The sequence below is a fragment of the Rhizobium sp. LCM 4573 genome (assembly GCF_001854865.1).
Lineage (GTDB): Bacteria > Pseudomonadota > Alphaproteobacteria > Rhizobiales > Rhizobiaceae > Neorhizobium.
The window spans coordinates 128,442-146,883 of record NZ_MDDW01000006.1 but is presented as its reverse complement, the minus strand read 5'-3'; the positions used below and the strand labels follow the sequence as shown (position 1 = coordinate 146,883).

The 18,442-nt window shown below is 61.6% G+C and carries 20 protein-coding genes, 1 tRNA gene and 1 pseudogene; 8 read left to right on the top strand and 14 right to left on the bottom strand.

The features are described 5' to 3' along the window. Window positions 1–20: 20 nt before the first annotated feature. A complete protein-coding gene (locus LCM4573_RS13220; RefSeq protein WP_071006765.1) occupies window positions 21–1,223 on the top strand; it encodes a UbiH/UbiF family hydroxylase in 1,203 nt (400 codons plus the stop codon). On the opposite strand, the gene LCM4573_RS13215 is transcribed toward LCM4573_RS13220, so the two are convergent. Continuing rightward, complete coding sequence (locus LCM4573_RS13215) at window positions 1,200–2,159, bottom strand: AEC family transporter (RefSeq protein WP_071006763.1); 960 nt, start codon at window positions 2,157–2,159, stop codon at window positions 1,200–1,202. The genes LCM4573_RS13220 and LCM4573_RS13215 overlap by 24 nt on opposite strands. Window positions 2,160–2,203: 44 nt before the next feature. Further along, window positions 2,204–2,953, bottom strand: coding sequence for a cytochrome c biogenesis CcdA family protein (locus tag LCM4573_RS13210; protein ID WP_071006762.1), 750 nt, complete (start codon window positions 2,951–2,953; stop codon window positions 2,204–2,206). 202 nt (window positions 2,954–3,155) lie between these two features. Between LCM4573_RS13210 and LCM4573_RS13205 the strand changes: the two genes are divergently transcribed. Next, window positions 3,156–3,231, top strand: a tRNA-Lys gene (locus LCM4573_RS13205). Window positions 3,232–3,278: 47 nt separating this feature from the next. On the opposite strand, the gene LCM4573_RS27920 is transcribed toward LCM4573_RS13205, so the two are convergent. Then, a complete protein-coding gene (locus tag LCM4573_RS27920; protein ID WP_131818963.1) occupies window positions 3,279–3,530 on the bottom strand; it encodes a hypothetical protein in 252 nt (83 codons plus the stop codon). Window positions 3,531–3,632: 102 nt separating this feature from the next. Here LCM4573_RS27920 and LCM4573_RS28780 point away from each other — a divergent pair, with 102 nt between their 5' ends. Both LCM4573_RS28780 and LCM4573_RS13200 read left to right on the top strand, forming a co-directional pair. Beyond that, complete coding sequence (locus LCM4573_RS28780) at window positions 3,633–3,767, top strand: hypothetical protein (RefSeq protein ID WP_274534853.1); 135 nt, start codon at window positions 3,633–3,635, stop codon at window positions 3,765–3,767. A 187-nt stretch (window positions 3,768–3,954) separates the two neighbouring features. After that, window positions 3,955–4,137, top strand: coding sequence for a hypothetical protein (locus tag LCM4573_RS13200; protein ID WP_071006761.1), 183 nt, complete (start codon window positions 3,955–3,957; stop codon window positions 4,135–4,137). Window positions 4,138–4,151: 14 nt separating this feature from the next. On the opposite strand, the gene LCM4573_RS13195 is transcribed toward LCM4573_RS13200, so the two are convergent. Beyond that, the gene (locus LCM4573_RS13195; RefSeq protein WP_071006760.1) at window positions 4,152–4,679 is read right to left on the bottom strand and encodes a PAS domain-containing protein; all 528 of its coding nucleotides are present in this window, start codon (window positions 4,677–4,679) and stop codon (window positions 4,152–4,154) included. Window positions 4,680–5,007: 328 nt separating this feature from the next. On the opposite strand from LCM4573_RS13195, the gene LCM4573_RS13190 reads away from it, so the two are divergent. From LCM4573_RS13190 to LCM4573_RS13180, 3 genes are read left to right on the top strand one after another with little or no spacing between them, the layout of a single operon-like run. Beyond that, entirely contained in the window at window positions 5,008–6,303 is a 1,296-nt protein-coding gene (locus tag LCM4573_RS13190) for an efflux RND transporter periplasmic adaptor subunit (RefSeq protein ID WP_407071732.1), read from the top strand. Between the two features lie 8 nt (window positions 6,304–6,311). Continuing rightward, entirely contained in the window at window positions 6,312–7,028 is a 717-nt protein-coding gene (locus LCM4573_RS13185; protein ID WP_071006757.1) for an ABC transporter ATP-binding protein, read from the top strand. After that, the gene (locus LCM4573_RS13180) at window positions 7,018–8,220 is read left to right on the top strand and encodes an ABC transporter permease (protein ID WP_071006755.1); all 1,203 of its coding nucleotides are present in this window, start codon (window positions 7,018–7,020) and stop codon (window positions 8,218–8,220) included. Before LCM4573_RS13185 ends, LCM4573_RS13180 begins: the two co-directional genes overlap by 11 nt. Window positions 8,221–8,351: 131 nt before the next feature. Here LCM4573_RS13180 and sufA read toward each other — a convergent pair whose 3' ends face one another. The 7 genes and pseudogenes from sufA to LCM4573_RS13145 all read right to left on the bottom strand — a co-directional run bounded on the left by sufA (window position 8,352) and on the right by LCM4573_RS13145 (window position 15,357). Next, window positions 8,352–8,741: a Fe-S cluster assembly scaffold SufA gene (gene sufA / locus LCM4573_RS13175; RefSeq protein ID WP_071006753.1), complete on the bottom strand. Its 390-nt coding sequence runs from the start codon at window positions 8,739–8,741 to the stop codon at window positions 8,352–8,354. A 76-nt stretch (window positions 8,742–8,817) separates the two neighbouring features. Further along, on the bottom strand, window positions 8,818–9,198 hold the full coding sequence (locus tag LCM4573_RS13170) for an SUF system Fe-S cluster assembly protein (RefSeq protein WP_071006752.1): 381 nt from the start codon (window positions 9,196–9,198) through the stop codon (window positions 8,818–8,820). A gap of 11 nt (window positions 9,199–9,209) precedes the next feature. After that, window positions 9,210–10,454, bottom strand: a complete 1,245-nt coding sequence (locus LCM4573_RS13165) for a cysteine desulfurase (protein WP_071006751.1) — start codon at window positions 10,452–10,454, stop codon at window positions 9,210–9,212. 1 nt (window position 10,455) lies between these two features. Then, complete coding sequence (sufD, locus tag LCM4573_RS13160; protein ID WP_071006749.1) at window positions 10,456–11,730, bottom strand: Fe-S cluster assembly protein SufD; 1,275 nt, start codon at window positions 11,728–11,730, stop codon at window positions 10,456–10,458. A 19-nt stretch (window positions 11,731–11,749) separates the two neighbouring features. After that, window positions 11,750–12,505, bottom strand: a pseudogene (gene sufC / locus LCM4573_RS13155) (Fe-S cluster assembly ATPase SufC). 66 nt (window positions 12,506–12,571) lie between these two features. Next, complete coding sequence (gene sufB, locus LCM4573_RS13150) at window positions 12,572–14,041, bottom strand: Fe-S cluster assembly protein SufB (protein ID WP_071006748.1); 1,470 nt, start codon at window positions 14,039–14,041, stop codon at window positions 12,572–12,574. Between the two features lie 149 nt (window positions 14,042–14,190). Further along, complete coding sequence (locus tag LCM4573_RS13145) at window positions 14,191–15,357, bottom strand: cysteine desulfurase family protein (RefSeq protein WP_071006822.1); 1,167 nt, start codon at window positions 15,355–15,357, stop codon at window positions 14,191–14,193. A 229-nt stretch (window positions 15,358–15,586) separates the two neighbouring features. On the opposite strand from LCM4573_RS13145, the gene LCM4573_RS13140 reads away from it, so the two are divergent. Further along, complete coding sequence (locus LCM4573_RS13140) at window positions 15,587–16,264, top strand: alpha/beta hydrolase (RefSeq protein ID WP_071006746.1); 678 nt, start codon at window positions 15,587–15,589, stop codon at window positions 16,262–16,264. A gap of 39 nt (window positions 16,265–16,303) precedes the next feature. Here the strand turns inward: LCM4573_RS13140 and LCM4573_RS13135 are convergent, their stop codons facing one another. The 3 genes from LCM4573_RS13135 to LCM4573_RS13130 all read right to left on the bottom strand — a co-directional run bounded on the left by LCM4573_RS13135 (window position 16,304) and on the right by LCM4573_RS13130 (window position 18,391). Beyond that, window positions 16,304–17,047: a GGDEF domain-containing protein gene (locus LCM4573_RS13135; RefSeq protein ID WP_071006745.1), complete on the bottom strand. Its 744-nt coding sequence runs from the start codon at window positions 17,045–17,047 to the stop codon at window positions 16,304–16,306. Beyond that, window positions 17,026–17,166 carry a hypothetical protein gene (locus tag LCM4573_RS28540; protein WP_244505306.1) on the bottom strand — a complete coding sequence of 47 codons (141 nt, stop codon included), beginning with the start codon at window positions 17,164–17,166 and terminating at the stop codon, window positions 17,026–17,028. The genes LCM4573_RS13135 and LCM4573_RS28540 overlap by 22 nt, the downstream gene beginning before the upstream one ends. Window positions 17,167–17,272: 106 nt before the next feature. Continuing rightward, window positions 17,273–18,391 (bottom strand): anhydro-N-acetylmuramic acid kinase, encoded by a 1,119-nt coding sequence (locus LCM4573_RS13130; RefSeq protein ID WP_071006744.1) that lies wholly within the window; start codon window positions 18,389–18,391, stop codon window positions 17,273–17,275. Window positions 18,392–18,442: the final 51 nt, after the last annotated feature.

Here is an 18,442-nt window from a genome sequence, read left to right as displayed (position 1 = left end):
GGTCGAACGGGATGAAGGACATGCAGGATTTCGAGATCGCAGTCGTGGGCGGAGGACTTGCCGGTTCGATAGCGGCGCTGGCGCTCGCCCGCGGCGGGCGCAAGGTCGCCTTGGTCGCGCCGGCGGCGGAAAAAACCGACGAGCGTACAACCGCGTTGATGGACCAATCGATCCGCCTGCTCGAACGGCTCGGCCTTTGGGAAAGAATAGCGCCGCTCGCCGCCCCCCTCTCCGTCATGCAGATCATCGACGCCACGAGCCGCCTCTTGCGGGCGCCGACGGCCCAGTTCCGTTCCGCCGATGTCGGGCTTTACGCCTTCGGCTACAACATTCCCAACCGCGTCCTCCTGGAGACGCTTCAGGCGGCGGTTGCCGCCGAAGCAAATATCACCCGTCTGGACACCAGCGTCACCGTGCTTGACCACTCTCCCGAGCGCGCAACGCTGTCGCTTGCCAATGGCGAAACGATAGCGGCCGCATTCGTGATCGGAGCGGATGGGCGCAATTCCAAGGTCAGGGAAAGTATCGGGATTGGTGCGCGCCGCTGGTCCTATCGCCAGTCCGCGGTCGTGTTGAACTTCTCTCATACGCTGCCGCACGGCAATGTCTCGACGGAATTCCATACCGAGACCGGCCCCTTCACGCAGGTGCCGCTCCCGGGCCTGCGCTCCAGCCTCGTCTGGGTCGTGAAGCCGGAGGAAGCCGAGCAGCTGATGGCCTTGCCGATCGAGGAATTGTCGCGAGAGGTCGAGGCGCGCATGCAGTCGATGCTCGGCAAGGTCACCGTGGAGCCCGGCGCCCAGACCTGGCCGCTGTCGAGCCTGATGGCCGACCGCTTCGGCAAGGACCGGATGGCGCTGGTCGGCGAAGCCGCGCACGCCTTTCCGCCGATCGGTGCGCAGGGCCTCAACCTCTCGCTACGCGACGTCATCACGCTTTCGGAACTGCTTACCATCGCCGCAGACCGGCCGATCCCCACCGATGCGGGCGACCGTTTCAATCGCCGCCGCCGGGCGGACATCATGAGCCGCACCTTCGGCGTGGATCTCCTCAACCGGTCGCTGCTCAGCGATTTCCTGCCCACGCAAATGGTGCGCGCTGCCGGTCTTCACATCCTCAACAGCGCGCCGCCCTTCCGCAACCTGCTGATGCGCGAGGGGCTCGAACCCGGCGGGGGCTTCCGGGCCATTTTCGATACCCTACGGAAAGAGGTCCGGCGGTAGGAAACCGCCGGTGATCAGATAGAGCAGTACGGGTAGCGTCAGGACCGAAAGTGCAGTCGTGATCAGCACGGTCGCCGAGGCTCGCTCCTGCCAGATGCCGTATTGCTGGCTGATGACGAAGACGTTGGTGGCCGTCGGCAAACCCGCGAGTAGCACAGCCGAATAGACCCAAACGGGATCGAAACTCCCTGCCGCCGATAAGACCAGGTAGACGGTGGCGGGCAGGAGAACGAGTTTCACAAGCGAGAGATAACCGATCTCTACCGGCACGCGTTTCAGAGGCCGAAGCGCCAGCGTGACGCCCATGGCGAAGAGCGCACAGGGTGCTGCAGCTTGAGCGAGATAATCCACCAGCCGCTGGAATGCGAGCGGCGGCTCAAGCCCGGAAGCCGCCACGAGAAAACCCAGCGCCGTGGACAGAATGAACGGGTGAAGCGCCACCTTGCGCACAACCTCGAAGGCGACCTGCGTGGGCGGGCGCTTGTCGCCACCGGCAACGGCCATCATCGCCGGGGCAACGATGAAGTGCATGGCGTTTTCGAAACAGACGATCAGCGCGACCGGAACGGCCGCCGCCTCCCCGAAGGCGAGCAGAGCCAGCCCCGGCCCCATATAGCCGATATTGCCATAGGCGCCAGCGAAGGCTTGGATCGTGGAATCACCGAAGGAATTGCGCCGCAACCAGGCGATCAGGAACAGGACGGCATAGACGAGATAGGTCGCCGCGATGTCCGTGGCGATGAAATCGATCCGCGCCAGATCCTCGATCGGGGTTCGCGAGACAAGCTTGAAGAACAGCGCCGGCAGGGCCGCATAGATGATGAACGTGTTCATCCAGCCGAGTGCCTCGGCGGGCTGCCTGGTGATCCTGGCTGCGATATAGCCGATGAGGATCAGCCCGAAGAAGGGCAGCAGAAGGGCTATGATAGCGGCCATCGGTTCCTTCCGTGAGGACCACGGTGTGTTCGGAAGAACTTCCGTTAGCCGATTTGCATCAGGATTGGAAAGGTCTGCTGGAACCAGATCGCGACGGAACTGACGAAACCGAAGATGAAAGCGAGGCCGGTCAGTATCAGGAAGACGCCCATGATCTTTTCCACCGTTCCGAGATGATGGCGGAAACGGGTGAGGAAACGCATGAACGCGCCGGAAAAGCCCGCCGCAATCCAGAATGGCACCGCAAGCCCGAGGGAATAGATGGCGAGCAGCGTCGCCCCCTCGCCCACCGTGTCGCGAGAGGCGGCCACGCCGAGGATCGCTCCAAGCACCGGGCCGATACAGGGCGTCCAGCCGAAAGCGAAGGCGAGGCCCATGACATAGGCACCGGACAGGCTCGCCGGCCTGCCCGAACCCTGGAACCGCGCTTCGCGGGCCAGAAGACCGATTCGGAACACTCCGAGGAAATTGAGGCCCATGACGATGATGATGACGCCGCCGATCTTCGACAGGAGATCGAGATGCTGGCGCAGAAGCACGCCGATGGATGACGCACCTGCCCCGAGCGCGACAAAGACGGTGGCGAATCCGAGCGTGAAGAAAAGCGCCGAAGTCAGTACCGCGCGGCGTGTGGCGGCAGCCGCGACCTGCGTTTGGCCGCCACGGAACTGATCGACCGAAATGCCCGCCATATAGCAGAGATAAGGCGGCACGAGCGGCAGAACGCAGGGAGAAAGGAAAGACAGTGCGCCCGCCAGAAGCGCGCTCAGCAGGGATATTTCGGCAATCGACACGTCTTGCTCCGAACGGCGAACCTTGAAGGTTCTGATGCCCGCCCTCCTAAACAACGCAAGCCGCGAATGCCAATCACCTTTTCGCGCGAGCGGGCAAAAGCGGCAACAAGCCGCATTTTTGCTGTTTTTCCGGGTTGACCGCAAAGGGTCGTCTGCATATGTTCCGCGCACTTTCGGGGACGCACCATAGCGCACCCGGCGTGAGAGCGTAGCTCAGTTGGTAGAGCAACTGACTTTTAATCAGTAGGTCCAGGGTTCGAATCCCTGCGCTCTCACCATTTTTCGACCAATTCCCCGCCTAAATGACGACGCAGTTGTGGCCTCCTCATCCGCCCGGCGTCGACGGATTGATGGGAGGCGTCGATGATCCGGCGGGAGCCGGCTCGTTCGCGTCCGGAGGGGATGTCGTGGTCGATTGACGGGTCGAATCACGTCCTTCCTCACCGACCTGTGCCCATATCACCAGCCCCACCAGCGCAGTCAGAATGACGGCGATCCAGGCGCCCCACCGGGAGCGACGGCGGAGCTCCGGTCTCTCGTCGCTATCATATCTGGTCCGATCCGGATCGTGACTCATGTTCACCTCCTACCTGGGCGAACCGTTCAAGGGATCGCATGTTCCGAGGGAACCTCGAAGCGCCGGCGCGGTTCTTCAGTCATGGACGAGCGAGAAAAGCGATTGAAAGACACCGATCGAACGGCCGGCTTCAACATGATGAAGTTCGTCGCGATCATTTTCGTGATCGCACTGGCGATCGCCGCAGTCTGGTTTTTCGTCCTGACGCCGGCCGACCCCAATGCCGTATCGGGCTGACAAGGTTAGAGAAATGTTTGAAGGAAACATTCCGCTCATAGCGATGGCGGGGATTATTGTATTGCTTTGCGGGGCTATCGGCTACTGGACCCTGCGCTCAAGAAAATAGCAGAACCGCCAAGCACCCCCTCGAACAGAAACCCCGAAGCACCCCGCCGCGTTTTTCGACCGCAAGGGAGTATTCGTCATGAGCACGAAGAACGGATTTCTCACCCTGGCTATCGCTTTTGCGGCAGGTGTCGTCATTGCGCTTGCCTTGTTGCGGCCTCCGGGACCGGTCACGACCGAGAAGACGGATCGGCTTGCCGGCTCCTCTGTCGAAACGGCGTTCCTGCCGGAACGATTCGGCGTCCCACCGCGCAATCGATGAAGATCGAGCGGGGATTAGACCTGAACAAGGCTAAGTTCCGGAGCGCCGAGCACCCGCAACGCCTCGAGGAGCTTAGCGGCGACTTCTTCGTTTCCTTCATGTACGGCGAGTTCGTAGGCAGCCATGCAACGCCATGTCAGTTCCTGCGGAACCGCCGTCATTACCGGCAAGGGGCACAATACACCGGCATAATGAGCAGGCTCCCCCATCTGATTGCGAAAGCAGCGCCCGAAGGCCAGGACATTCATCACCGAACCGTCGCGATGGACCGTGCGAAATTCCTCGCGATAAGGTTCGCCGGTTATCACCGCCTCGCGAATCGCATGCGCCACCCTCTTGCGATCATCCTCGTGCATTCGATCCATGAACATGCCGAGCGGCAGGCCATGCGCTGCGTCCCGCTCGTCCAGGTCGAAGTAGCGGGCGACCGCGCTATCGCAATAGACCGCATCGATGGACAGATCCCAGGTAAAGATACCGGGCTCTTCGTAGGCATGCCCGCTCACGGGACCGTTCTGGTCGTTTCCGGCTTCAGATGCCATCCTCTTCTCCGACTCGGGCAACAACGGGCGGAAGTCTAAGTCAGTAGATTACAGTCTCAAGTGGTGCTCAATCAGCAAATAGAGGGATGAATATACGGAAGATGACGTAGTTTCGGCCGGCTCATCAACACTCTCGCTCGCGGTGGAAACAATGGCGCGGACCGTTCTGCCGCACCGCCGCATTACCGATTATTCACTAGGTTTGCGCCGTTTCCCATGGCATTGGAAACCGGATGCAGCCGCCGGTAGAAGATCGAATCACACGCTTTTCCCTTGGCTTCGGTGTGCCTGCACTTATCTAGATCGGGTCTCAACGAGGGTCATAGACGTGAACGTGCAGAAGAATATCGATGCGGCCAGCAAGGCGGACAAGAGCGCGGACCTCGCCGCCGTTCTTGCGGCTTCGGGCAACCGCCGCTCGCGTTCGCGCCTCGGTCTCTGGCTTCTTGTTCTGGCGCTCGCCGCCGGTGGCGGCGCTGCGGCCTATTTCTTTTTTGGCGGCAACGGGCCGCGCTATGACTACACCACCCAGCCGGTGAACCGCGGTGATCTCTCCGTCATCGTAACGGCTACCGGATCGGTGCAGCCGACGGACCAGATCGATATTTCCAGCGAGCTTTCCGGCACCGTGCGGAAAGTCAACGTCAGCTATAACAGCGGTGTGAAGGCGGGCGACGTGCTGGCCGAGCTGGACACCAACAAGCAGGAGGCCGACGTCCAGAGCGCGCGAGCCCAACTCGCCTCCGCAAAGGCGAACGTGCTGAAGGCCGAAGCCGAGGCCGCATCTGCGAAGACCACGCTCGATCGCCTTTCAGGTCTCGTCAGCAACCGGGTTTCCACTCAGCAGGAATTGGATGCCGCGCGCTTCGCCCATGATGCGGCGCTCGCTACGAAGGCGGTCAACGAGGCATCGGTTCTCTCGGCCGAAGCGAACCTTCGCCTCGCGGAAGTGAACCTCTCCAAGCTCAAGATCATATCGCCGATCGACGGCATCGTGCTGACCCGCGATGTCGAGCCCGGCCAGACGGTCGCCTCCTCGCTCAACGCGCCGGTGCTTTTCACCATCGCAGGCGATCTGCGCCAGATGGAACTGCAAGTCGCGGTCGACGAGGCCGATGTCGGTCAGGTGCGCGAGGGCCAGAAGGCGACGTTTTCGGTCGACGCCTATCCCGAACGCAATTTCCCGGCTTCCATAGAGGCTGTGCGCTTCGCCTCGGAAACCGTTTCCAACGTGGTCACCTACAAGGCGATCCTCACCGTCGACAATGCCGACCTCCTGCTGCGGCCGGGAATGACCGCGACGGCTGACATCGTGGTCGAGGAGGTTTCAGACGCCTTGCTCATTCCGAATGCGGCGTTGCGTTTTTCCCCGCCCGCGACGAACGCCCGCGGTCGCGGCAATTTCCTGACCCGGCTGTTTGCGCCGCCGCGCCGCGGCAACCGGGGAGCCAATGCGGAAGGGGCAGCCGGCAACGGCCGCGCCGTCTGGGTGCTGCGCAACGGCGCTCCTCAACGTGTGGCGGTCGAGGCCGGCGCGACGGACGGGCAGTTCACGGTTCTGCGCTCGGGCGAATTGAAGGAAGGCGATCTCCTGATAACCGATGCGGCCATCCGCGCGGGCTGAGGAAGGCGATGACCGAAGCTCCCCTCATCGAATTCAGGCAGGTCTCGAAATTCTACGGCCATGGCGAGGCGACCATCCGCGCTCTCGACCGGATCGACCTGTCGATCGCCCGCGGGGAGTTCGTCGCTATCATGGGGCCGTCGGGTTCGGGAAAATCGACGGCGATGAACATCATCGGCGGGCTCGATGTCCCCTCCTCCGGAGAATATCTCTTCCAAGGCATCCCGACAGGCAGTTTCGACCGCTCTCAACTGACATTGCTTCGCCGGCACATGCTGGGCTTCGTCTTCCAGGGCTTCAACCTGCTCGCCCGCACCTCGGCCGTCGAAAACGTCGAACTGCCACTCGTCTATCGCGGCATGGATGCGCGCGAACGCCGCGAGCGGGCGCTTGTCGCACTTGCCCAGGTGGGATTGAGAGGCCGCGAGGGACACACGACACAGGAGCTCTCCGGCGGCCAGCAGCAGCGCGTGGCGATCGCCCGCGCCATCGTCACCGATCCGGCTGTCCTGCTGGCCGACGAACCCACAGGCAATCTCGATACGAAAACCAGCATCGAGATCATGGAGCTCATCACGAAACTGAATCGGGAGCGCGGCATCACCGTCATCATGGTCACCCATGAGGAGGACATCGCCGCCTATGGCAAGCGGCTGCTGCGCTTCGTCGACGGACATCTCTCTTCCGACCAGTTGCAGGCGCAGGAGGCCGATCATGTTCTTTGAGACGGCCAAGCTTGCCTGGCGCTCGATCAGCCGCAATATGCTGCGCTCCTTCCTGACGGTGCTCGGCGTCGTCATCGGCGTTGCGGCGGTCATCGCCATGGTGACGGTCGGCAACGGCACGACCGCCAAGGTGCAGCAGGAGCTTTCCCGCCTCGGGACGAACACGCTCTTCGTTCGGCCAGGTCAATGGGGACCAGGACGCGCGAGTACGGAAGCCAAGCGTTTCACCGACAAGGACATCCTGGCGATCCGGAACCAGGTGAGCGGATTGCGGGCCGTCGCGCCCATCAATCGCGGAACGGCAACGGCGATCGCCGGCGGGCGCAATCATTCCACCAGCGTGATCGGCACCAACAACGACTATCTGATTGCCCAGGATTGGGAGATCGGGCTCGGCCGCAATTTCCTCGCCGCAGAGGAGCGCGGCCAGGCGGCCTGCCTCATCGGGGAAACGGTGCGGCGGGAGCTTTTCGGCGCCGCCAATCCCGTCGGCCAGAACATCCGCGTCAGCAACATCGCATGTCCGGTCATCGGTGTGCTCGCCGTCAAGGGCCAGTCCGGCATGGGAGATGACCAGGACGACACGATCATCATGCCGCTCAAGCTGCACCAGCGGCGGATCGGCGGCACGACGACCATCTCCAGCATCATCCTCTCCGCGCAGGACGGCGTCTCCACCGCCAAGGTCCAGTCGGACGTCGAAAGCCTGCTGCGGGAACGGCGGCGCATCGCCATCGGCCGCGAGGATGATTTCTCGGTCAACGACATGACCCAGATGGCCGCGGCGATGACGGGCACTACGGTCCTGCTCACCGGCCTTCTCGGCGCGGTCGCTGCCGTCAGCCTGCTCGTGGGCGGCATCGGCATCATGAACATCATGCTGGTTTCGGTGACCGAGCGGACCCGCGAGATCGGCATCCGGCTTGCGATCGGAGCACTGGAAGGCCAAGTGCTGACCCAGTTCCTCGTGGAAGCGGTGATGCTGTCTATCTTCGGCGGCGTAACTGGAATCATCGCCGGGCTGGCGCTCGCCTATGGTGTCGTCAGCTTCCTCGGCGTGCCCTTCGTGGCGAGCCCCACGATCATCGTGCTTGCCTTCGCCTTTTCCGCGGCGATCGGCATGATCTTCGGCTATTTTCCCGCTCGCCGTGCCGCGCAGCTCAATCCCATCGAGGCGTTGCGACATGAATAGAGCGGCGCCACGCGTGTGCGGCGGGTGTTTTTCGTCATTCTCGGGCTTGTCCCGAGAATCTGCGGCGGCCTAATATATTGAAATGGCTTATATCCTCGGGACAAGCCCGAGGATGACGACCGTAGTCGATGTCAGACCCGCGCTTCAGCTTCGCGCTGCTTTGCAAGCGCGGCGAGATCGGCGGGCTTGAGTTCGACGGACTCGCCGCAGCCGCAGGCCGAGGTCTGGTTCGGATTGACGAAGGTGAAGCCCGACCGCATCTTGGTGACTTCGAAATCCATCTGCGTGCCGAGGAGATAAAGCACCGCCGATGGTTCGACCCATACCTTCGCGCCTTCGCGCTCGATCAAGTCGTCCTTGGCACTGGGCTCGGTGACGAGATCGATGGTATATTCCATGCCGGCGCAGCCGCCCTTCTTGATCCCGACGCGAACGCCCTTGGCATCCGGTCCGGAATTCTGGACGATCTGCTTCACGCGCGCCGCGGCGGCATCGGTCATCGTCATCACTGCAAAGCCCATGGGCCCATTCTCCTTCCACAGCCGGGTTCAAGGTCCGGTGTTTCCGATTCAAATTTAATGCCGGTGTCCTAACGGATCAATACCAGCCAAGCGCTACCTGCGCTTCCTCGGACATCCGTTCTGGCGTCCACGGCGGATCGAAGGTCATTTCCACCTCGACGCCGGACACGCCTTCCACGGCACCCACCGCATTCTCGACCCAGCCCGGCATTTCGCCGGCAACCRGGCAGCCGGGGGCGGTCAGCGTCATGACGATTTTCACCATACGGTCATCTTCGATATCGATCTTGTAGATAAGGCCGAGTTCGAAAATATCCGCCGGAATTTCCGGATCGTAGACGGTCTTCAGCGCCGCGATGATGTCGTCGGAAAGCCGGGCGATCTCTTCGTCCGGGATACTGGACTTGATGATCCCCTCGCGGGCATCCCACTTCGGAACCGTTTCATCCATGGCCATGGCAGAATTCCTCAGGCAAAGAAGTTTCGCGCATAGTCGAGCGCGTCGGCAAGCGCGTCCACCTCGGCGCGGGTATTGTACATGCCGAAGGACGCCCGGCATGTGGAGGTGACACCGAAGCGTTTCAAGAGCGGCTGGGCACAATGGGTTCCTGCGCGGACCGCGATGCCTCTCCGGTCTATCACCATCGAAACGTCATGGGCATGAATGCCGGCGAGTTCGAAGGCGAAGATGCCGCCCTTATCCGGTGCGTTTCCGAAGATGCGCAGCGAGTTGATAGCCCGCAGCCGCTCGGTCGCATAGGAGGTCAGATCGGCCTCGTGGCGGGCGATCGCCGCACGGCCGATCTTCTCCATGTAATCCAGCGCATAACCGAGCCCGATCGCCTGCACGATCGGCGGCGTACCGGCCTCGAAACGATGCGGCGGATCGTTATAGGTAACGTTATCCTCGCTCACCTCGAAGATCATCTCGCCACCGCCCTGGAACGGCCGCATCTGTTTCAGCCGGTCCACCTTGCCGTAAAGCACGCCGATACCGGACGGGCCGTAGAGCTTGTGGCCGGTCATCACGTACCAGTCGCAATCGATATCGCGAACATCGACCGGCATGTGCACCGCGCCCTGGCTGCCGTCGACCAGCACCGGAATGCCACGCTCATGGGCAATGCGGCAGACTTCCTTGACCGGCACGATCGTGCCGAGCGCATTGGACATGTGGGTGATGGCAACGAGCTTGGTCTTTTCCGTGAGGCTCTTTTCGAAATCCTCGATGTGGAAGGCGCCGTCGTCGTCCACCGGCACCCATACGAGTTTGGCGCCCTGCCGCTCGCGGATGAAATGCCAGGGCACGATATTGGAGTGATGCTCCATGATCGTGACGACGATTTCGTCGTCTTCACCGATATTCGGCATGCCCCAGCCATGGGCGACCGTATTGATCGCCTCGGTTGAGGATTTCGTGAAGACGATCTCGTCCACGGAACCGGCGTTCAGGAAGCGGCGCACCTTCTCGCGCGCCCCCTCATAGGCCTCGGTCGCGGCATTCGAGAGGAAGTGCAGGCCGCGATGCACGTTGGCATACTCGTTCGAATAGGCGTTGGCGATCGCGTCGATGACGACCTGCGGCTTCTGGGCCGAGGCGCCATTATCAAGGTAGACCAGCGGCTTGCCATAAACCTCGCGCGACAGGATTGGAAAATCCCGCCGGACCGCTTCAACGTCGTAGGCCATTGCCGCCGGATTACCCTGGTCCATGTCAGACATGCCTTTCAAGCCAATGCGAGATGACGCCTTCCAGCGCCTCGACCAGCTTTTCTTCCTCGAGTTCCTCGACGATCTCGGCAACGAAAGCGTTGACGAGCATGGCGCGGGCCTTCGCCTCCGGAACCCCGCGCGCCATCATGTAGTAGAGATGGTTGCGGTCGATATCGGTGACGGTCGCACCATGGCCGCAGATCACGTCGTCGGCGAAGATCTCGAGTTCCGGCTTCGCGGAAAACTCGCCTTCGTCTGACAGCAGCAGCGTATTGCAGGCCATCTTGGCGTCGGTCTTCTGGGCATCGGGCGCGACCCGGATCATGCCCTGGAACGCTCCGCGGGCGCGATCGAAGACGACGTTGCGGAAGGTTTCCGTGGACGTCGTATGCGGCACGTTGTGACCGAGCACGAGCGTTACGTCCGTGTGCGTTTCAGCGCCCAGCAGGTTGACGCCGCGCAGCGTCAGCTCGGCGCCTTCACCTTCAACGTTGATGCGCAGCTCCTGCCGGACGAGCTTGCCGCCGGCATTGACGACGAAGAGCCGCAGCTTGGACTCGGAGCCGAGCTTGACGCGCACCTGGCCGAGATGGGTATCGGAAGCACCCTGCTCCTGCAGGACGATCCAGGTGATCTCGGCACCGTCTTCCACCGTGAGGTCGCTGACGGACGAGACGAACGCGCCCTCTTCCCCAACCGAGCGATGCCGCTCGATCACGGTTGCCTTGGAGCCGGCGCCGAAGGTTGCGGGAAAACGGGTGTGGATCTGGCCCGCGCCATGCAGCGCCTGCAGTTCCACCGGCTCCTCAAGTTCCGTTCCGGCGGGCACGGCAATGGCGAAACCATCACGCACGAAGCTGCCGTTGATCCGGCCGATCGCATCGTCCTTGTCGAGTGCCGTCAGGCCGGCAGCAGCGGTGCCTTCGGCGAGCGCATCCTTGAAGGTCGAGACTTCGATGCCATCGACTTCGGCCTTGGCATCGGCATCGCCCTGCCGCACGGAAAGCACCTTCGATCCCTCCACGAGGGCGGCAATCTTTTCGATTACCGGCGCCTGCTCATCGGCCGGGATTGCGCGCAACAGCGTCTTGAGATCGGTGTAGTGCCAGGATTCGATGCGGCGGGTCGGCAGACCGGCCTTTCTCAGATCGTCCAGCAGCCGGTCGCGGGCACCGATCACGGCGCCATTGCCGGGCAATTCTCCGACCTGCGCGGTATAGGCTTCCACGAGCGCCGTTTCGGCGGCTGTCAGCCGGTTTGTCGTCTGAATGTTCATGGACGGCTCCCTTCCGCGATCAGGCCGCTTCCCCGATGATGTCGGAGTAGCCCTTGGCTTCGAGTTCGAGCGCCAGTTCCTTGTCGCCCGAGCGGATCACCTGGCCCTTGTAGAGGACGTGAACCGTGTCCGGCACGATGTAGTCGAGCAGGCGCTGGTAGTGGGTGATGACGATCACGGCGCGATCTGGGGATTTGAGCGCGTTCACGCCGTCGGCAACGATCTTCAGCGCATCGATGTCGAGACCGGAATCGGTCTCGTCCAGGATGCAAAGCTGCGGCTCGAGCAGAGCCATCTGCAGGATTTCAGCGCGCTTCTTCTCACCGCCGGAGAAACCGACGTTCAGCGGACGACGCAGCATGGCCGGATCGATCTTGAGCTTTTCGGCGGCTTCCTTGACGCGGCGCATGAATTCCGGCGTCGTCAGTTCCTCTTCGCCTCGCGCCTTGCGCTGCTCGTTCATGGCGACCTTGAGGAATTGCATGGTCGCAACGCCCGGAATTTCGACCGGATACTGGAAGGCCAGGAAGATGCCCTTGGAGGCGCGCTCCGCCGCGTCGAGTTCCAGGATGCTTTCGCCGTTATAGAGAATGTCACCCTCGGTGACTTCGTAGTCTTCGCGGCCCGAGAGAATGTAGGACAGCGTCGACTTGCCAGAACCGTTCGGTCCCATGATGGCGGCGATCTCGCCGGGTTTCACGGTGAGGTTCAGGCCACGGATGATCTCGKWKSCSKYYTYSKSSWTGMRRRMRWRMAGGTTCTTGATCTCAAGCATTTGTATATCCTTTTCGGACGAATTTTGCGTACTCACGCTGTGCGTGCGAATTGTTAGGAAAGCCGATTAACCAACCGAACCTTCAAGCGAAATCCCGATCAGCTTCTGGGCCTCGACCGCGAATTCCATCGGCAGTTCCTGGATGACTTCCTTGACGAAGCCGTTGACGATGAGCGCGATGGCTTCCTCTTCCGGAATGCCGCGCTGCATGACGTAGAACTTCTGATCTTCGGAAATCTTCGAGGTCGTCGCCTCGTGCTCCACCTGGCCGGATGCATTCTTCACGTCGATATACGGCACGGTATGCGCGCCGCACTTGTCGCCGATCAGTAGCGAGTCGCAGTTGGTGAAGTTGCGGGCATTCTCGGCCTTGCGATGGATCGAGACCTGGCCGCGATAGGTATTCTGCGACTTGCCGGCGGAAATGCCCTTGGAAATGATGCGGCTCGACGTGTTCTTGCCGAGATGGATCATCTTCGTTCCCGAGTCGATCTGCTGATGGCCGTTCGAAACGGCGATCGAGTAGAACTCGCCGCGCGAATTGTCACCACGCAGAATGCAGGACGGATATTTCCAGGTGATCGCCGAACCGGTCTCGACCTGCGTCCAGGAGATCTTGGAATTCTTGCCGCGGCAATCGCCACGCTTGGTGACGAAATTGTAGATGCCGCCCTTGCCCTGGGCGTCKCCCGGGAACCAGTTCTGCACGGTCGAATACTTGATCTCGGCGTCATCAAGAGCAACGAGCTCGACCACCGCCGCATGGAGCTGGTTCTCGTCGCGCTGCGGCGCTGTGCAGCCTTCCAGATAAGAAACGTATGCACCTTCTTCGGCGATGATCAGCGTGCGCTCGAACTGGCCAGTGTTCTTCTCGTTGATGCGGAAGTAGGTGGAAAGCTCCATCGGGCAACGAACGCCCTTCGGCACGAACACGAACGAGCCGTCGGTGAAGACCGCCGAATTCAGCGTCGCATAATAGTTGTCGGAGGTCGGAACGACCGAGCCGAGATACTTCTTTACGAGTTCCGGATATTCGCGGATCGCCTCCGAGATCGACATGAAGATCACGCCGGCCTTCTTCAGCTCTTCCTTGAAGGTGGTGACGACCGAAACGGAATCGAAGACCGCATCGACGGCAACCTTGGACTTCTCGACGCCGGCCAGGATTTCCTGCTCGCGCAGCGGAATCCCAAGCTTTTCGTAGGTTTTCAGAAGCTCCGGATCGACCTCATCGAGCGACTTTGGGCCGGTCACGTTCTTCGGAGCGGCATAGTAATAGATGTCGTTGAAATCGATCTTCGGATATTCGACACGCGCCCAGGTCGGCTCTTCCATGGTCAGCCAACGCTTGTAGGCTTCCAGGCGCCATTCCAGCATCCATTCCGGTTCCTGCTTCTTGGCGGAAATGAAACGGATAATCTCTTCCGAAAGACCTTTCGGCGCCTTGTCCACCTCGATGACGGTTTCAAAGCCGTATTTGTACTGGTCGATATCGATCCCTCGGACCTGATCGATTGTTTCCTGGACAGCAGGCATGGTCATTCTCCAAAATCTTGCCGGTTCAAATTCCGGCAATCGGTCATTGGCTTGGGGAGGTCAAAGTTCCACCCCTATTTAGGGGCCAGAAGGCGGTTTTCACACCTTTTGGCAAGCGGAAATTTGCGCTTCCGCAAATTTGTCGGCGGTCACGCCGCCTCGCCGGCCGGCTTGCGTCGGCCCGCTATCTTGGTGAACGCGGCAAGCGCTCGTGCGATATCCTCTTCCGTCGTCGTCGGCCCAAGAGAAATTCTCAACGCGCCGAGCTTCGGATCGTGTCCCATGGCGGTCAGCACATGGCTTTCACCGACTTTGCCGGAAGAGCAGGCGGAGCCCGCCGACAAAGCGATACCCTCGAGATCGAAGGCGATCTGCCCGGTTTCCGATTTAAGACCCGACAGGGTGAAAAAGGTGGTGTTGGCCACCCGTGCCGCCTGAGATCCATGGATGAGCACGTCGGGAACAGTCTCCCGCATGCCTGCTTCCAGCCGGTCGCGCAAGGTCGCGATCGCTTCATTCCGTTCGGCAAGTCCTGCGAGCGCAGATTCCGCCGCCGCGCCGAAACCCACGATGGCATGGAAGTTTTCGGTCCCCGAGCGGTGACCCTTTTCCTGCCCGCCACCCCGGATCAGAGGTGCCGGCATCAGCACTTCGCCGCGGGAAATGAGCGCGCCAACGCCCTTCGGGCCGCCGATCTTGTGCGACGAGAGGATCAGAAAATCCGCGTCCAGTGCCGCAATATCGAGGGGAATACGTCCGGCCGCCTGGACGGCATCCACGACCATCAGCCCGCCATGGGCATGCACCAGACGGGCAGCCTCCGTCACCGGCTGGATGATGCCGGTCTCGTTGTTGACGAGCATGACGGCCACCATCGGCAGGCCTTCGGAACGATCATGTGCAGCAAGGAGCCGTTCAAGCGCGGCGATATCCACGATGCCTTCCGGCGTCACCGGCACCTCGGTCACCTGACCGGATGCAAAGCGGCCGCCCTCGCGAATCGCCGGATGCTCGATCGCCGAAACATACAGCCGGCTGAAGGCGAGCGGGGAGCGCCCCATGCGGTAATCCGGAGTGAGGACATGATTTGCCGCTTCGGTCGCGCCGCTGGTGAAGATCACGTGGGCCGGTTCCGCGCCGGCAAGCGCGGCCACCTGTCGCCGGGCCCTGTCGACGGCAGCACGCGCCGCGCGTCCCTCACCGTGCACCGAGGAAGCATTTCCCGGCAGTCTCAGCGCATCGATCATGGCGGAGCGCGCGGCTTCTCCCAAGGGAGCCGTTGCGTTCCAGTCCAGATATATGCGTGGCTGTGCCATTGCCTGATCCGGTTCCGTATCTAAATAGCCATCGAATTTCACAGAAGCTGCCCAGCGGACCGCATTTTCCTTGAAATTTCCGTCAGGCTTAGCTTATGAGACGTCCGAACGGCGCTGCTCAGCGCCAGTTTCGAATGGTTCTAAACTGTTTTAGAAAAGCTGACTGGCTTCGTCAAGTCAAACTCGATGCGATGATCAGTTCCGAACCACCACGCTGACCGGAGTACCGATGCCCGAAGTGATTTTCAACGGCCCCGCGGGCCGCCTGGAAGGTCGTTATCAGCCTTCCAAGGAAAAAAGCGCGCCGATCGCGATCATCCTGCACCCGCATCCGCAATTCGGCGGGACGATGAACAACCAGATCGTCTATCAGCTTTTCTATATGTTCCAGAAACGCGGCTTCACGACGCTTCGATTCAATTTCCGGAGCATAGGGCGCAGCCAGGGCGAGTTCGATCATGGCGCCGGCGAGCTTTCAGATGCGGCTTCCGCGCTCGACTGGGTGCAGAGCCTGCATCCGGATTCGAAGAGCTGCTGGGTGGCCGGCTATTCCTTCGGCGCCTGGATCGGCATGCAGCTTCTCATGCGCCGTCCGGAGATCGAGGGCTTCATCTCCGTCGCGCCGCAGCCGAACATCTACGATTTCTCCTTCCTGGCTCCCTGTCCTTCGTCGGGTCTCATCATCAATGGCGATTCCGACAAGGTCGCGCCGGAGAAGGACGTCAACGTGCTGGTGGAGAAGCTGAAGACGCAGAAGGGCATCCTGATCACCCATCGCACGGTGCCGGGCGCCAACCACTTCTTCAACGGCCAGGTGGAAACCCTGATGGGCGAGTGCGAAGATTATCTCGACCGCCGCCTGAACGGCGAGCTGGTGCCGGAGCCCGCCGCCAAGCGCATCCGCTGAACGACGAGGCCGCCGAGCAATCAATCGGCGGCCTCTTTCCTACTTCACTCTGCTGATATGCGGTTTGGCGGCCGTCGGTGACGAAACTTCCCGCGCAGCTTCCCGCACGCGGTTGCGCCCTGCCCGTTTTGCCTCGTAGAGCGCCACATCGGCATCCCGCATGGCATCTGCCGGCCTTGCACCCGGAACGAGTTCAGCCATGCCGAAGCTTGCCGTCACCGATAGGGCGTTGGGCAGGCCAGCGACCTTCATTTCCTCCGTTCCGCTCCGCAGTGCATGCGCGAACATGGCCGCCATCTCCATGCTCATGCCCGGCAGGAATACGGCGAACTCCTCGCCCCCTATGCGTCCCACCACTGATTTGACCGGCGCGCTCGAACGCAGGAGATCGCCGAAGGCGCGGATGACCTGGTCGCCTGCCTCATGGCCATGGGCATCGTTGATGCTCTTGAAATGATCCAGATCGCAGATGATGAAGGCATGGCGGACATCCGGCGACCTGGCGAGGGCCGCCGAAACGCCGTGGTCGAAGCCCCGCCGGTTGGCGAGGCCGGAAAGCGGGTCCTGCTCCGAAATGCTGCGTTCGTCGGCCATGATGCCCAGCACGAACACGGAAAGCAGCGTCAGCCCCACCGCAACGATCAGGATTGCCGTCGAGCTCTGGGAGACCAGCGCATAGTTGGTGCCGATATAATCCTTGGCCGTTTGCCCGGCGCCGACCGCGACCGCAAGACCCGCCTTGGCGAAGAAGTGCAGGCCGGTCAGTAAAAGGAGCCAACCCAAGGCTCGGTCCAAAGCGCGGCAATGCGGTAGCGCGTTCGCGTCGAGATCACGGCGAACGCCATCGCGAAGCAGATGGCGATAAAGAGATTAACCACCAGAAAGAAAGCTGCGCCGTTCATCGTTCTTCAGATGCAGGAATTCCTGCATGGCCCCCATGCCGTCCATGCGACAATAGAATGCCGACGAGAAGAAAATGTTAAAGTCCGATCCAGATGCGCCGGCAGATCAGGGTTTGGCGAGCACTCCGCCTGTTACCGGCTCTGCAACGCCAGTCGTTCCGGGAAAAGTCAGCGGCAGGTCCTTGAGCGACCGCACGGCAAGATAGGCCCAAGCCTCCGCCTCCATGGCGTCGCCGTCGAATCCTGCCTCTTCCGCGGTGATCACACGGGCATTCTGCTCTCCCGCAAGGGCCGCGAGATCCCCCATCAGCACCCGGTTCAGCCTTCCACCGCCGCAGATGATGTAAAGCGCCGGGCGCTCCGGCAGATGCGACGCCGATTTGAGGATCGCGGCCGCCGCGACATAGGCGAGCGTGCGCGCTCCGTCGGCGAGTTCCGCTTCGCTGCCCTTCGGCGGCAGAAAGTCGTTGCGATCGAGTGAGCGCCTTGTCGCAGCGGTAAAGAAGGGGTTCGAAAGATAGCGTTCCGCAAGCGCGGCGACGATGCCGCCTTCCGAGGCGATCATCCCGCCCTGGTCATAGGGGATGCCGGCATGCGTCTCCACCCACTGATCGATCAGCGTGTTGCCGGGGCCGCTGTCATAGGCGAGGATCGTGCCGTCACGGCCGATGAAGGTAAGGTTGGAAATGCCGCCGATATTGACGAAGCAGACCGGCGCCTCCCTCGCTGCGAGCCCTTGCGCCAGAGCTGCGTGATAGGCCGGCACCAGCGGCGCGCCCTGCCCTCCATGCTCCATGTCCTTCGCCCGCATGTCGTAGACAACGGGTATTCCGGTCTCTGTGGCCAATAGTTTTCCGTCGCCGATCTGGACGGTCAGCGCCTCGTCGGGCCGATGCAGAACCGTCTGGCCGTGAAAACCGATCACGTCGATATCGGCAGCACTCAAGCCATTCCCTTCGAGAAACAGGCGCACGGCTTCCGCGTGCCTTAAAGTCAACTCCTTCTCGATCGCGGCGAGATCACCCGGCCGTTCCGTCCTCACCCGGATTTCCCTGGCCTCATCGAGCGCGAGCTTCAATCGGTCGCGGAATGCGGGATCATAGGGAACGCCGAGAAACGCGCCGCGCTCCACCCTGCCCTCGCCGTCGGTCGCAAGCAGCGCCACATCGATGCCATCCATCGAGGTGCCGCTCATCAGGCCGATTGCCGTTTTCATTCCGTTCATTGATCTCACCCAGAATCACTTTTGAAGTGATTATGCGAAAAAACAATGCTA